The 14,197-nt window shown below is 58.6% G+C and carries 13 protein-coding genes; 7 read left to right on the forward strand and 6 right to left on the reverse strand.

The window, feature by feature from the left end; genetic code table 11:
* The first annotated feature begins 258 nt into the window (after nt 1–258).
* Complete coding sequence (locus MHM97_RS16510; RefSeq protein ID WP_239323450.1) at nt 259–705, forward strand: hypothetical protein; 447 nt, start codon at nt 259–261, stop codon at nt 703–705.
* Between the two features lie 134 nt (nt 706–839).
* Here the strand turns inward: MHM97_RS16510 and MHM97_RS16515 are convergent, their stop codons facing one another.
* Complete coding sequence (locus tag MHM97_RS16515) at nt 840–1,694, reverse strand: LysR family transcriptional regulator (RefSeq protein WP_239323451.1); 855 nt, start codon at nt 1,692–1,694, stop codon at nt 840–842.
* Between the two features lie 115 nt (nt 1,695–1,809).
* Here MHM97_RS16515 and MHM97_RS16520 point away from each other — a divergent pair, with 115 nt between their 5' ends.
* The 3 genes from MHM97_RS16520 to MHM97_RS16530 all read left to right on the forward strand — a co-directional run bounded on the left by MHM97_RS16520 (nt 1,810) and on the right by MHM97_RS16530 (nt 4,264).
* Nucleotides 1,810–2,382 (forward strand): NAD(P)H-dependent oxidoreductase, encoded by a 573-nt coding sequence (locus tag MHM97_RS16520; protein WP_239323452.1) that lies wholly within the window; start codon nt 1,810–1,812, stop codon nt 2,380–2,382.
* 152 nt (nt 2,383–2,534) lie between these two features.
* Nucleotides 2,535–2,804: a DUF6220 domain-containing protein gene (locus MHM97_RS16525; RefSeq protein WP_239323538.1), complete on the forward strand. Its 270-nt coding sequence runs from the start codon at nt 2,535–2,537 to the stop codon at nt 2,802–2,804.
* Nucleotides 2,804–4,264 (forward strand): carotenoid oxygenase family protein, encoded by a 1,461-nt coding sequence (locus tag MHM97_RS16530; protein WP_239323453.1) that lies wholly within the window; start codon nt 2,804–2,806, stop codon nt 4,262–4,264. The genes MHM97_RS16525 and MHM97_RS16530 overlap by 1 nt, the downstream gene beginning before the upstream one ends.
* A 709-nt stretch (nt 4,265–4,973) precedes the next feature.
* On the opposite strand, the gene MHM97_RS16535 is transcribed toward MHM97_RS16530, so the two are convergent.
* Nucleotides 4,974–6,188 (reverse strand): KAP family P-loop NTPase fold protein, encoded by a 1,215-nt coding sequence (locus tag MHM97_RS16535; RefSeq protein WP_239323454.1) that lies wholly within the window; start codon nt 6,186–6,188, stop codon nt 4,974–4,976.
* A gap of 375 nt (nt 6,189–6,563) precedes the next feature.
* Nucleotides 6,564–7,351 (reverse strand): IS5 family transposase gene (locus tag MHM97_RS16540; RefSeq protein WP_239323455.1). Its coding sequence is split into 2 segments (ribosomal slippage): nt 6,564–7,012 and nt 7,012–7,351, totalling 789 coding nucleotides; the frame shifts between segments, so codons are not numbered across the junction.
* A 256-nt stretch (nt 7,352–7,607) separates the two neighbouring features.
* Here MHM97_RS16540 and MHM97_RS16545 point away from each other — a divergent pair.
* Entirely contained in the window at nt 7,608–8,957 is a 1,350-nt protein-coding gene (locus MHM97_RS16545) for a biosynthetic peptidoglycan transglycosylase (protein WP_239323456.1), read from the forward strand.
* Nucleotides 8,958–9,497: 540 nt separating this feature from the next.
* On the opposite strand, the gene MHM97_RS16550 is transcribed toward MHM97_RS16545, so the two are convergent.
* The 3 genes from MHM97_RS16550 to MHM97_RS16560 form a co-directional block, all read right to left on the reverse strand.
* Nucleotides 9,498–10,616: a mandelate racemase/muconate lactonizing enzyme family protein gene (locus MHM97_RS16550; RefSeq protein WP_239323457.1), complete on the reverse strand. Its 1,119-nt coding sequence runs from the start codon at nt 10,614–10,616 to the stop codon at nt 9,498–9,500.
* On the reverse strand, nt 10,613–11,707 hold the full coding sequence (locus MHM97_RS16555; protein WP_239323458.1) for an alcohol dehydrogenase family protein: 1,095 nt from the start codon (nt 11,705–11,707) through the stop codon (nt 10,613–10,615). The genes MHM97_RS16550 and MHM97_RS16555 overlap by 4 nt, the downstream gene beginning before the upstream one ends.
* Nucleotides 11,708–12,335: 628 nt before the next feature.
* Nucleotides 12,336–13,067: a class I SAM-dependent methyltransferase gene (locus MHM97_RS16560; RefSeq protein WP_239323459.1), complete on the reverse strand. Its 732-nt coding sequence runs from the start codon at nt 13,065–13,067 to the stop codon at nt 12,336–12,338.
* Nucleotides 13,068–13,335: 268 nt separating this feature from the next.
* On the opposite strand from MHM97_RS16560, the gene MHM97_RS16565 reads away from it, so the two are divergent.
* Together MHM97_RS16565 and MHM97_RS16570 are read left to right on the forward strand one after the other, a co-directional pair.
* Entirely contained in the window at nt 13,336–13,608 is a 273-nt protein-coding gene (locus MHM97_RS16565) for a peptidoglycan-binding domain-containing protein (protein WP_239323460.1), read from the forward strand.
* A 44-nt stretch (nt 13,609–13,652) separates the two neighbouring features.
* Nucleotides 13,653–13,994, forward strand: coding sequence for a hypothetical protein (locus MHM97_RS16570; protein WP_239323461.1), 342 nt, complete (start codon nt 13,653–13,655; stop codon nt 13,992–13,994).
* Nucleotides 13,995–14,197: the final 203 nt, after the last annotated feature.

Genomic DNA, 14,197 nt, shown 5'->3' on the forward strand with positions numbered 1-14,197 from the left:
GGAACGGCTAGGAGCGGACCTTCCGGACGTTCGCTGCAACTGCACCCTGTCCGTTCAGATCCGGGCTGGAATGGATTCAATGGGCGCAAAGAGGTCTGACGGCAGCGCAACATGGCAATCGCAGGGTCAGCGGCGAAGCAGTCACTCATGCACTGCGAGCGGTTCGTCTCCACATCCACGCCCCAAAATGCGAAATCAGGAGTCTGCGGCAACTCCCACAACTAGCTGATTAGGAGCTGGCTGCGGGGCAAAACGATCGTGTCCACTGTCTTCCCCCGCGCCTGGTGCCAGAAGAACGGCATGGCGCGGGAGAGGTATGACACCATCAACAACAAGACACCGATCAGTTCCAAGACGAACCAGATCGTGGGCGGTGACGCACCGTCTTTATATCTCGCACGTCTGCCGAAGAAGGGCGCGACATCAGACACCGCAATTGATACACACCTTGAGAGCCACCTGATCGGCCCGCAGCTACTGCGGTCGCATGACTTCTACGGCTTAGTCGGACGGCGTCAGAAGGCTATGCTCGGTATGATCGCGGCCGCAACAGGCAAGGCAATTTATCGGGGGACAGCGACGGACGATCCTGTCGAGAACATTATCGAGGACGAGGGCGAGGGACTTGAGGCGGCCGAGAAGGCCGGACGCACTCCAGTGCGGATTTCGCCCGGTCTGCGTACTGCCTGGCTTCTACCCCTCTAATCTTGCACGTAGTTTTACCAAGATTGCCACCATTCATCCACCGCGCAGCGCCGCGCTCAGCCCGAACGGCGGCTTCTAGGGACGAGGCGTCAAGACGTGACCGACGGTTAAGGGCCGCCTGTCACCTTCGCCCTTCACCTCAATATCCTCTCCAGGAGGCCTGCGGCATGCCTGAGCGCTCTGTCCTTGGTCCTCCGCTGGTGCCAGGCGAGATGCAGCGGGAAGCCGGGAACCGGGATCGGGGGCGGCAGGGCGATCAGGTCCGGCGCGGCGGGCAGTACGCGCGAGGGTAGCATGGCGATCATGTCCGAGCCGCGCAGAAGGTCGGGCACCATGCCGAAGCTCGGCACCACCAGCCCGACCCGGCGGCTGAGGCTGAAGCGCGCGAGTTCCGCGTCGAGCGGACTGCGCGCTTCGCTTCGGCCCGATACGAGGATATGTGGCCATGCCAGCCAGGCATCGAGGTCGAAGCCTGTGATCGCCGGATGGCCGGGACGCAGGGCGATGACGTAGCTCTCTGCCAGCAATTCCTCGCGGTGGATGTCGCCGTCCTCGCCGGGGAAAACCGAGATGGCGATGTCGGTCGTGCCGTCCACCAACGCGGCCTTCGCGGCCTCAGCCCCGTGCCAGGGCTGGATCACGAGGTCGACGCCCGGCGCGCTCTCCGCAAGGGCGCGCTGCAGGGGGCCGGTTACAAACAGCGCCGGGTAATCGGCCATGGCGATGCGCAGGGTCTGGCGCAGCTCGGCCAGCGGCACCTCGGGTGGGTCGACCAGATCTCCCACCCCGGCCAGCAGCGATTTTAGCGGCGCGCGCAGGGCCTCCGCCCTTGCCGTCAGCCGCATGGTGCCGCGCCCGCGTTCCAGAAGTTCGTCGCGGAACAGATGCCGGCAGCGTTGCAATGCGGCCGAGGCGGCAGGTTGCGACAGGCCCAGCCGGTCGGCGGCACGGCTGACATGCGCCTCGTCCAGCAGTGCGTCGAGGATCACCAGGAGGTTAAGGTCAAGCGAGCGTAAATTCATACGAGTGATAATAGAACATATTATTAATCGATTGGAGTGATTTCTTGTGCTCCGGCATCTTCCTCTCATCCCAACCATGGAGATGACGATGACCAAGACCCTGATCCTAATGTTCCACCCCGATCTGAGCCGATCGAAGGCCAATGCCGCAATGGCCCGCGCCGCCGCCGCCCTGCCAGGGGTGGAGGTGGTCGACATGACCGCCGCCTGCCCGGATGGTCTCGACCTCTTCCGAGATGGCGAACGTGAGGCGGCACGGCTGCTGGGGGCTGATCGGCTCGTACTGCAGTTTCCGGTGCAGTGGTATTCGACCCCGCCGCTGCTGAAGGCCTGGCAGGACGCCGTTCTGACGCGGATGTTCTACATCGCCTACGAGGCTGAGGGTCGCCGGCTGGAAGGCACTCCGCTGCTGATCGCGGCCACCGCCGGCAACACGCCCGAGGCCTACACGGCGGGCGGGCGCAACCTGTTCCCGATGGCGGATCTCATGGCGCCGCTGCGCGCCACAGCGCATCGCTGCGGGCTGGAATGGGCCGACCCCTTCGTCCTCTACCGGGCGGACAAGCTCTCGCCCGACCAGATCGAGGCCGCCGCCGCGGACTATGCCGTGCATCTGGCCCGCTGGATCGCCACGCCTCTCGAACGGGCGGCCTGAACCATGGAGACGACGCATGACACTCTTTCACCGATCTTGGCGCCGGCACGCCCCTGTGGTTCAGCCTTGCGGCCCGTGCCCTCCCCGTCGGCATTCTCGCCCAGTTCCTCAGCGCCGGAGCCGCGCTTTTCCGCGACGGCGGGCTGTGGGGGCTGCACGCGGCGCTTGGCGGGGCTTTGTCCTTTCCGGCCCTTGCCCTTGACGGAGGGTCGCTGTTCCTCCGCCGACTGAACGGCTTCGGTTGGTGGGGCGGGCTGACCTTCGCTCTCTACCTGACGCAGATCGCCCTCGCTGCCGGAGCGAACCCGCTGCCGCTTTCCCTCCACCCGTTCAACGGCGCGCTGCTGCTGACCGCCAGCCTGATCCTGCTGGCCAAGGTCGAACGCCGCCGCGCCCAGCCCATTCCTACGGAGATCCTGTGATGAACCCCACCCGCCGCGATATCCTGCGCATGGGCAGCGGCCTTGCCGCCAGCGCTGTTGCCACATCCATCACCACCTTCGAGGCGCTGGCCAAGGGCGATACCGCCGCCGGTACACCCAGCTTTCTCTCCGGCCATTTCCGTCCAGTGACGGAGGAGACCACGGCCCTGACCTTGCCGGTCCGGGGCGCGATCCCGACCGCACTTTCAGGCCGCTACTTCCGCAACGGCCACAACCCGAAGGAAGGCATGAACCCCGGCGCCTGGTTCTATGGCTCGGGCATGATCCACGGGCTGCGCCTGAAGGGCGGGCGGGCTGAGTGGTATCGCAACCGCTGGGTCAAGACACCCGCGCTGACCGAGGGTCGGGCACTGTTCACGGAACATGGCAGCATCGACCTGACCGCCAGCGCCGCTGGGACCAGCGTCATCGCCCATGCCGGGCGCATCCTCGCCCTCCAGGAGGTGAACCTTACCTTCGAGGTTACGCCAGAGCTGGAGACCCTCGGCGCCTACGACTTCGACGGTGCGCTGAAGACGATGATGACCGCGCACCCCAAGATCTGCCCCCGCACTGGCGAGTTGCTGTTCTTCGGCAACTCGCCCCTTGCTCCGCACCTGACCTACCACGTCGCGGATGCGCAGGGGCGACTGGTCCACAGTGAGGTGCTGGACGGCCCCGGCGGTTCGATTATCCACGACTTCGCCATCACCGAGAACTATGTGGTCTGGTTCGACCCTTCGGTCGCGCTCGACCTCGGCTCGGGTCTGCCCTTCCCCTACACGTGGCAAGACGGCTACCTCGCCCGCATCGGGGTGATGCCGCGTGATCGCAGCAAGGGCGGGGTCCTCTGGATTGAGGTCGCCCCTTATTATGCCTTGCATTTCGCCAATGCCTGGGAGAATGCCGAGGGTCGGATCGTCGTGGAGGGTCCGTATTTCAACCGCAGCGCCTGGGACAGGGCGGCCGATTTCATCAATGGCACCGCTCCCCATGGCGCCCCGCCCGCCGACGGCTGCGTGCGTGGCCAGTGGCACATCGACCCGACAGCAGGCACGGCGAAAATTGCGCTGCTCGATGATCTGACGGTCGAGTTCCCGACCATCAATCTGTCCTTTACGGGTCGGGAAAGTCGCTACGCCTATGCCTGCTTCTTCCCCGGCGCGGGGCTGCGTGGGTGCGGCGTAGCCAAATACGACTTGCGGAGCGGCGCGCGGCAGTTGCTGCCCTTGCCCGAAGGCGTGATGGCGGGCGAGCCCTGCTTTGTCCCAGACCCGAAAGGCACGGCCGAGGATCACGGCTGGTTGCTGACCTATGTCACCGACCTGCGCAGAGACGAGGCCGAGCTCTGGATCCTCGACGCAACCCGCATCGAGGCGGGCCCCGTCGCAGCCATCGAACTGCCGGTCTGGGTCCCCGCCGGCGTCCACGGCAGCTGGATCGACGATCTGGCTATCTGATGCCCAGACTAGCTCCGCGCCCCTGAAAATCCGGTGGCGTGGAGCTATCATCTCGCAGGCTTAATCCGTCAGATGCCATTGCGTTCTAGTGGAAATGCAATGGTCCTAGCTGTGAAGTCTCGGAAGGTTGTTCACCCGCTGCGGGGGTAGGGTGCAATCGCCAAACTCCAGCCCGGGACCTGCAAGGATGCACAACCCGCATCAGAATGCCCGACTCACTGTCTATGGTCGAGAACAGATCGTGGCCCGCGTCGCCTCCGGCCAAAACGCAGCCGAGGTGGCGCACCTGCATTCGCCGCGGCTGGCACGAATGACTGGAGAGGGCTCAGAGCTGCCTTCGGCGGTGCGGCAGCAGGGTCGCAGCGTTTCCGCACCAGTTCCCAGACGCTAGATGACGGCAGCCAGCCCGAATACGACACTCATGCAAGGTGCAGCGATACCTTTGCTGCAAGCGCGAACGATCTCCTGAGAGCGGACCTTCGAACGGCTCCGATGACCAGGGCGATGCCGCGCTCAGCTCAGAGGTCAGCAAAGCGCAGTTAGTGACCTTTGCAAAGTCGTGGTTCTTACCAGCAGGGCGGAGGCTCCACGCTGCACACGCACTAGGGAAAGCCGCCGTTCGCCGCGCCTGCAGCCCTCAATTACCGTCCGTCGTCAGCAGTGCGGGACAAATCTGACTTCTGCTGCGCCCCCACCAATGTTTGCTTCATTAACGGAAACCTACCATCATATCGGCGCTTCTAAGAACCATTTCCAATACCTTGTCTAGAACCTTTCTACTTCTTGGCTTTAAGCGCTCGGCAACCTCATCTGGTGAAAGATTTGACGTTGCATAAAATGCAACCTCCGCGACCGTGCTTAAATCCACACCTTCCGAAGTCGCCATTGTAACCTCGATCATCGTGAATACTTTCTCAATCTGGCGCGGAGTCAGATCGAGTTCGTTGGCTGCACTTTGAATGGATTGCAGGAGCTCTACGAATTCTGCATCTTCTATCTGGTTTCCGGCATTGTTGAGTTCAAATAGCTTGATTAAGTATGCCTTGCACAATTCGTCCGAACTGTTCTCACCTAACTCAAGTCTCAAATCTATGAACTTCGTAAAATACGGTTCACCACCATCCACATTGCCGAACAGTCTAGCGGCGGTGCTCGCGAGTTGCGCGGGGTTCAAGAATAACACAAACACAAACCCCTCTTCGTTGAACAAGTGCTTTATTGCTTCGAGAAGTGAAATTGCATAATCAGGTCTGCAACGATCAAGCTCATCGATAAGTACAACGACTCTTCCGTTGCTGCGTCCTTTTTCCACAAGGGTCCGTCGAAGACCCTGAAGACGCTGGGGCAATTCGACTTCACGGACTCGCTCAGCTTCGAACTGAGACAATAGGAGCTTTGAAGCTTCCTTCGACATCGACTTTCTCGCAGCGCTCAAACTTTCACTTGCTAATTTTGATAGCTCAGGAAAATCAGCGGCACCCTCAGCAGTTCCGCCAATTCCCACTGTTTCGAGTAATTCGCCCAGCTCATCCCCAATTTGGTCAACCGCCTCTCCGACCAATACTTGGCTTCCACGACGAAACCCCGCCTTTGCTACAGTGGTAGCTACGTCACGTAGCTGGCTGCCGAATCCCGGCGCACCCTCTGGAACTTGAAGAGATCGGAGAAGTTGGAAACTGAAAGCCGACAATGGATCGCCAGAGTGATCTGACTTCCATGCATCAAACTCCACTACCGTTTCGCCTAGTACACGTAGATGCTGGGCCCACCTTGTGCGGAAAAACGTCTTTCCTGAACCAAAGCCGCCTTCAACTGAGATTACCCTCGCACGTTCGCTATGTTGAATAATGCGTGCAAATGCGTTTGCACGCTCGCGACGATCCAGTTTGTCATCATCCCACATCAAAAAGTCAGTGTCTGCCATACTAAAATATCTTTCCATCGAACTGCATACATCTACCTTGAGCATGTCTGCCCCCAAAAACAACCTGGCAAATCAGGAAGCGGACATCTGTCGCATTGCCGAAACCCGGAGGTCAGGGCTCGAAGCCGACTTGCGGCGGCGCGGCACCGGGTTGCTGGGATACCGCACCTGGTCTCCGCCGCCAGAGGACGCCAGCCAGCCCTTTCTTGCCGTTCGTCTTGGCGCGTCTATCGCATAGCGCAATTCTTCACGTTGCAGTAAAAGGCGCCACCATTGCAAATTTTTTTTGAGAAAATCTAGGCCAGCTGCGGCTACCATTCAGCAAAATTTTCTTGCAATGTGTCAGCCGCGAATTGAGTTCGATACAGCGTTAGGTCATGTTGACAAATGGCGGAGCCAAAGGCGGATAGAAGTGATGTCGACGAACCCCAGGAAGCTCTCAGCCGTCTTATCGTAGCGTGTTGCGACGCGCCTGGCGTTCTTGAGCTTGTTGAAGCACCGCTCGACCAAGTTGCGCAAGCGATAGAGCGAACGGTCCACGCCGATGCGTTTCTTTCGGGATTTGCGCATCGGGATGACCGGCAGCACATCGCGCTTTTCCATTTTCACCCTGATGCTGTCGGCGTCATATCCGCGATCCGCCAGCAGCACGCTGGGAGTGGGCAGGTTGTCGGCCATGACCAGATCGAAACCGAGATAGTCGGATGTCTGACCCGGCGTGATCTCCGTCCTCATGGGCAGACCATGCGCGTTGACAAGGAGGTGGATCTTGGTCGTGAAGCCACCTCTTGAGCGCCCGAAACCCTGTCGCGGAGTCCCCCTTTAGCGCCCGCTGCCTGATGATGGGCCCGGATCACGGTGCTATCGATCATTTGAAGGGCGTCTGGCACGGCCCTGCTTTGGTTCAGAGCGTCCATGATCTCCTCCCAGAGCCCGGCCAGCGTCCAGCGCCGGAACTGGCGGTAGACGCTCGACCACTTGCCAAACTCTTCCGGCAGATCGCGCCATGGCGCGCCGGTCCGGGCAATCCAGAAAATCCCATCAAGAACACGGCGGTGGTTGGCGGGTTTCCGTCCGTTCGGGGCGCGGGCTGTCAGGATGAACCGCTCAAAGAACGCCCATTCCTCGTCCGACATCAAGTCTCGTGCCATGCTGGTCTCCATCGCAGATACCAGCTTGAATCATGCTCAAAGCCCGATGTGAATCCCTTTTTTTCAACACGACCTAGCCAATTTTCCTCGGGCGATGCGTGAATGAACATGTGCAAAGAAAGACGCCGCGCCTCAGCTGACAGCTGCTATGCTAACCTGAGCCACATGAGTAATTCCACATCCAAGACCTTGTCATGTCACGATAGTAGTAGCACAAGGGGGGGACAGGTTTAAGGAGACGCCACTTGCGGCGTGGGAGCTATTTGATTTGAATGTATCCGAACGCCATTTTCCGAACCACAAAATGGAACGGGACATCGGTCTTGCAGAGTACAGTCTTGCTGCAAGCCGATTGTCCGCAGAAGAAAGTGCCCTGAACTGGGCGAAAACAGCCTCTCTTGCGATATCCACTATCATTGTATTCATATCGTTTAAAGCCGCTGATTATAGTGATGGGATCAAAGCCATTGGACTGTCGGAATCACAAGTAAAACTTGGGGCATTGATTTTTTTGCTTACTATCGGATTTATGGCTGCTATCCATGTCTCAAACCTGATGAAGTCCAAGCACCTGGCAGAACGTAAGATTATTGTTCTACGCCGTATGCTCGGTGTGAGCTACGGGGAGAACACACTTGTATTGCCAAATTGGCGACTTGAAGGGGCGGATAGTCCTTTCTCAATTCATCTTTTTCCAGGCTACTTATCCCCAAAGTCGTTTCCAATCCATTTGATAATTATGTCAATGACGCTGGGGGTTTTCCTACTTGGGGACTCTGTGCAGCATTATATCCCCTCGCCGCTAAAAGTATATTTTTCCAAAGACTTCAGACTACAGAAAACTTTCGCATTTCTAGTATGTTTTGGGACTCTTCTTGCGTATAGATACCACCTGCGAGAAATGCATGATAATATTTTTCTGTCGATCTCTAAGCTGATCGCGAAAATGTTCCGAATACGTATCGTTCCAAACTTTGAGAGCGCGATCTACTTCATCAAGTTAGACGTTGAAGAGGCCAAGAGAATTCAGTCACACTTCGAATGCGTAGAAAGAATGGCTATCTTGATAGAAGATACTGTTTTTTTCCACCACCGGGGGATTAGTTGGCGTGGAATGGCGCGAGCGATCAAGGGTAAATTTATAGGCAGGAATCTCGGGGGTGGCAGCACTATTTCCCAACAATTTGCACGAGGAAACTTCATAAAAGATTTAACCCCTGCTTGCAGAAGAAAGCCTGTAGAAATTGCCCTGGCTGTCTGGGTCGAATCTACTTTTTCAAAAAAGGAAATTCTTCTCGCCTACTTAACTACGGCGCGGTTTGACTTTGAAGTCTACGGTTTCCACCGTGCTTCCAAACATTTTTTCGAAAAGGAGGCTGCGCATATTGGGTCTGCAGAGGCATTTTTCCTAATTGAGCGTCTCGGTAACATTCACGGACACTTTTTAGGGCGCAGAATTCTTCAGCTCCTTCGGAGGCTTCGTGAGGCTGGTGAATTAAACAATGACGAAATATCTGATATTCTTGATATCTATAGGAAAGCCATTTCGAAAGGCTTGATCAAAGAGAAGCAGCGGGATCTTACCTTGAAGGAAGTAGAGGCACAAATCACGCTTTAAACTCAATGCCAGGCCTCAGAGTTGCCAACATTCTCAGCAGTTGCAGTCCCGCCCACCTGTCGTGCCAAAAGTAGTTTTTCAGGAAATCAGGTTCGCCGTCTGTCCAGAGGGGAACGATCTCAAAGTTCAGTCGACTTTGCAAAATCCGGAAACTGCGCTTCTCTGACCTTGAAGCCGAGTGCAGCATCCCCTGGGTCCCATGAGCAGACTTGAAGGTCCGGTTTCGGGAAGTCTTTCGCGCTAGCGACAGCCCCTTTGCCGCGCCAGGGACGAATGTCGTAATTGGGCTGAAAGCCGCCGTAGGTTCGGATAAAAACTGAGCAGTTCGGGAGTGTTTGCGGCGAGTTCTGTTGTCTGATGAATGAATACGGGAAATTCAGAGCCTACACCCTATCGCCCGAAAGGTCTGGTCGACAGCAGCCTGGTGAATGAACTCAATTAGTCTACTTTCACCGTCGCTAGGGGGACGAGACGCGTGATCGATACAGCTGCGTCGACTGGAAGTAGCAATTTAGGTTTGAGCTTCAATAGGCTCATGTTTCACCATACGTTTGCGGCTTTGCCCAGCACCTCCCGATCAATTGTCACCCCCAGACCCGGATTTGAAGGCGGTATCACTCCGCCGTCTTTGATAGGCGCGTCGAATGTTCCGGTCGGCACGGTGACCATGTCTCGCGGATCAAGTACGCAACGCAAATGCTGCTCGGGCACGGTCGCTCCCATATGAAATATCGAAGCTGCCGAAAGGGTGGAACCTACGGTGTCTTGCACGCTTATGGTCAGGCCCGCCGCACGGCAGATATCGCGATGACGGCGCGCGCGAGTGAGGCCCCCCGCTTTGGAAATCTTCAGCCCGATACCATCTGCCGCATCTTCAGCGAGGATCATCGCGATGTCATCGTCATCCTGTGCCAGTTCGTCGACAATGATAGGCACCTGACACCGCCGCCGCAGAGAAATCGTTTCCCGCCAGGTTGCACAAGGCGCTTCCAAAACGAAGTCGAGCCCACCGGGCAGCATCCGGAGCATACGCAGGGCCGCCTCGGGCAATAGACCTCCATTTGCGTCGACGATGAAGTACTCACCCGGTTTGCGATCTGCAAGGCACGCAGCGATGCGCTCCGCATCCAGAGCTGGGCCGCCGTCGCGGTCAAGAGCCCCGATCTTGACCGAATGGCCCAGATAGCCCATGGCACGATGTTCCGCCACGCGAGCCCGCATGTCCTCAGGGGAGCCCGCGTAGATCGAGCTGATCACCGGAAGCCGATTTCCGGTTGTTCCGCCCAGCAACGTATAGACCGGCAAATCGATGGATTTCCCGAACAGATCCCAACAGGCGAGGTCGATAGCGGATTTCGCATGATTGTGCCCTGTGAGGGCCATATCCATCGCGTCATTGATCCGGTCTACCTCGCGTGGGTCACGCCCGATCAGATAAGGCGCGATTTCTTCCACACCGGCGCGCGCACCCCGAGCATGCGCTGCGATGTAGTTCGGCCCGAAAGGGGTGGATTCCCCCCAACCCTCTAGTCCCGTATCGGTTGTCAGACAGACAACGACACTGTCAAAACCGGTGTAGATGCGCCCCCCGGACAATTCGTAGGTTCCGCCCGAATAGGGCAGGTGAAGGTCGAAAAGCTCTATCTTGTTGATTTTCATGAAATCACCTGTGGTGGGATGAGGACGAATTGACCGGTATGCGCTTTGGCAAGAAAGTTTTCTTGCGCGCGCGCGATCTGATCGAGCGGATAGGTCGCAGCGATGAGGGGGCGGATTTCTCCGGCCTCGATATAGCGCACGAGGTTTTCGAAAACCTCGTCCTCCTGAAAGGTGCAACCCAAGAGCGTGAGATCCTTGAGATAGAGCGTACGAATGTCGATCTGGCTGATCGGGCCAGCAATCGCACCCGCCGTCGCATAGCGACCTCCCCTCCGCAGCACCTCGGGCAGGCTCGGCCATTGCGGACCTGCAACCAGATCAATGACCACATCGACGCTGTTCTTCCCGAGCTCGTTCACGAGGTCCGCGTCCCGTCCGACAACTCGATCCGCGCCAAGCTCCATTACGGCCGCCGCCTTGGAGGACGCACATTGCGCAATCACATAGGCGCCCCGACGTTTGGCGAGTTGTACCGCAGCCGAGCCGACCCCGCCGGACGCACCTGTGATCAATACGATTTCGCCGCCTAGATTGGCACGGACCAGCATGCCCTCTGCCGTCGAATACGCGCAGGGAATGGCGGCGAGCTCTACGTCTTCCAAACCGCAGTTCACCGCGTAAGTTTCACGAGAAGGCGCGACACAGAACTGGGCAAAGCCACCATCGCATTCGCTGCCAAGGGTCCAGCACTCAAAAGGGCGATAGTCGACGTAGCTACGCAACATGTTCCGCACGATCACACGCTCTCCAATGCGGGCTGGGTCAACACCTTCGCCAACTGCGGCAATATAACCGCAGACATCGGCACCCTGAATGCGGGGGAATGTCAAAGGTGTACCTGACCAACTGGCATCGTCGTCATCCACGGTGTCAAAGCCATCGGCGCCACCTGTTTCAGTATCTGTCACAACCGCCTTGGAGTACCAGCCGATACGTGTGTTGATATCCGTATTGTTCACTCCGGCGGCGGCCACCTCAATGAGGACCTCGCCCTCAGCAGGAACCGGAACCGGTAGGTCTGTCCGGTATTCCAGCTTCTCTATTCCCCCGTGACCTATCAATTGGACTCCGACCATGTGTTCCTTTGGCATGACGCACCCCTTTTTTTCACGCTTTCACGACACACTGGCAGGTGATGATCTATTTGCAACCGGTGAAAAATTGGGCGAGAGGTGAATACAGATCACCTCAGATCGTCCACAGCCACGCATTCGCTGACGTACTCCTAGGCGGCGGTTGTGGAAGCGCCTCATGGGGGCCGGGGGGGCGCCATGCACTACTGATGAACGTGAAACCGGCCACAAAGAAGCCAAACAAGGTCGTTCTTTCACGACGAACTGAAAATTCTCAAACGATAGGCTGAAATGGCGCTGGTCGCTGCTCATCTGGCACAGCAACCGGACGGCGTGATCTTTCGACTTTTAAAAGCCTTATACACCCGTACCTGCCCGGCGCCGTCGACAGAATACTCGGCAAAAGCAGTTTGCCCTGAACGTTGGCTTTCGGGGCTCAGACCAATCTTTCGCGCTTGCAGCAGGGGGGGGGGGGCGCTGCGCCTTGCATGAATGTCGTGATTGGGCTGACTGGGGGCATCCCGTGGCCGGTGCAAGGATCTGCCAGGTCAAGATCTGGGTGCCGCATCGCCGCAAGGCGGCTCTGAGCCCCTTCAAGACATTCGGTAACATGCCGCCCGGCCGGTAAGTCCGGGCGGAAACGAGATCAACTCTTGTATGCCGAAACCATCAACATCATTGGCCGCTCCATCTCTTCGGCCAGCTCTGGCATCGCCGCGATCTGGTCCGATGTCGGTGAAAACTCCTCGATCCGTCGAAGGGCGAAGCCCGCGCCGATCAGGGTGTTTATCGTAGTCGCCAGTGTCCGATGCTGCTTCAGCACCCCCTCGGCGAACCAGTCGGTGCGGCGTTCGCCCTCCATCGAATAGCCGTTGACCGGCCATGTCTTGCGACCGTCCTCGTCCTTGATCCATTGAGGATGGGTCGCGGCCATGAAGATCGGGTGTTCGATGGTGAAGACCAGATCGCCGCAGGGCGACAGCGCGCGGTGGATCGCTTGCATCAGCCGTCCGAAGTCCTGCACATAGTGGAAGGTCAGCACACTAAAAATCAGATCGAACTCGGCGTCCGGAAGGTCGAGCGCGTCAAGATCGACAATGCGATAGGTGATGGCGGCATCGTCAGTGTCGGCCCGGGCTCGGTCGATCATGTTTCGGGACAGGTCAAGACCCAGGACCGTTTCCGCCCCCTGTTCGCGGAACCAGCGGGATGCCCAACCGAAGCCGCAGCCCAGATCGGCCACGCTCTTGCCTGCCACGTCTGGCAGCAACGCACGGATGGCGGGCCATTCCGGCGCACCATCCAGCCCTTGCACCTGCCGGGGAAGCTGGCTGTAGCCAGCGAAAAAATCAGGATCGTCATAGATATTCTGTGCCATGTAAGTCTCCAGAGAAAAGGGAGGACGAGGCACGTATTCCACGCCAAAGAACCTCGTCCGAAAGGGCGAGGCCGAGGCTGGCAATCGGCGTGGTCAGGTCGCGTGATCGTCATCCCGGCATCCCGCCAAGGGGACACCGGCTGACCGGGCGACTATATGGATGTCCTTCTCAACCATGCGAACAGTATCGACCGTGAGGTTAGAAAAGTCAATTTCATCGCCACGCGAGTGGCCGGAATGTCCGCTCCCTTCCGTTCGATAGTAGTTGGTGGCTGCGTCTGCAGCGAAGGTCTGCTCCCTCCATCTCGCAGAGCGGCAGGCCTGGACCGACCGGGCACAGCTTGTCCTTCTCGGTTATGCGCCCACGGATGCGCGCGCCTTCCAGCGCTCCGCCGGCCTGACCGTGGACGGGGTGGTCGGCCCCAAGACCCGCACCGCGCTGCATCAGGCGCTGCTTGCCCTGCCGCCGGTATCCACATCCCCAAAACCCGCGCCGCGTCTGAACTGGCTGCGGCGCGTCCTCGCCTTCTTCCGCAGCTAAGCGGTGGTCGGCATTCTTCCCCCTGAAATCGAAAGGATAGACTGATGAACGACATCTTGCAGGAATTTCTGCCGGTGGCCCTGAGCGGGCTAAGCGTACTGCTGACGGCGCTGATCGGCAGCGCGGCCCATACCGCCAAACGGCGCTGGGGGCTCGACATCGAGGCCCGCCACCGCGATGCGCTGCACAGCGCCCTGATGAGCGGCATCCGCGCCGGTCTGGAGCGCGGGCCCAATGAGGCGGCGGAGATCCTGATCCGCGAGGCCGTGGATCACGCAAAGGCTTCTGTCCCCGACGCAATCCTGCGCCTTGGGCCAAACGATCACGTGTTGCAGAACCTCGCCCGCAGCAAGCTCGCCAGCGTGGTGGGCGGCCTCATTCACTGACGAAAGCGGCCTGGCGACCATCGGCGCCAGACCGCTAAAAAAGGGATTACAGCATTGCCGCCAGGCGTCGCGCCGCAACGGGTCACGGGGGACCAGCAAAGTATCAGTCTTTCTTCCCGCGCAATCAAAATACATGAAGGGGGTCAGTCTATCCATGGCAGCCATCCGCTAGGCTCCTGCTTGGATACACTGCAGCCCGCAAT

It is taken from the genome of Epibacterium sp. Ofav1-8, from assembly GCF_022348185.1.
Taxonomy (GTDB): domain Bacteria; phylum Pseudomonadota; class Alphaproteobacteria; order Rhodobacterales; family Rhodobacteraceae; genus Epibacterium.

Coding starts and splice junctions, on each gene's coding strand:
- MHM97_RS16555 (WP_239323458.1), bottom strand. CDS start 11,707: ATGCCAAAGGAACACATGGTCGGAGTCCAATTGATAGGTCACGGGGGA.
- MHM97_RS16550 (WP_239323457.1), bottom strand. CDS start 10,616: ATGAAAATCAACAAGATAGAGCTTTTCGACCTTCACCTGCCCTATTCG.
- MHM97_RS16560 (WP_239323459.1), bottom strand. CDS start 13,067: ATGGCACAGAATATCTATGACGATCCTGATTTTTTCGCTGGCTACAGC.
- MHM97_RS16570 (WP_239323461.1), top strand. CDS start 13,653: ATGAACGACATCTTGCAGGAATTTCTGCCGGTGGCCCTGAGCGGGCTA.
- MHM97_RS16535 (WP_239323454.1), bottom strand. CDS start 6,188: ATGGCAGACACTGACTTTTTGATGTGGGATGATGACAAACTGGATCGT.
- MHM97_RS16520 (WP_239323452.1), top strand. CDS start 1,810: ATGACGATGACCAAGACCCTGATCCTAATGTTCCACCCCGATCTGAGC.
- MHM97_RS16530 (WP_239323453.1), top strand. CDS start 2,804: ATGAACCCCACCCGCCGCGATATCCTGCGCATGGGCAGCGGCCTTGCC.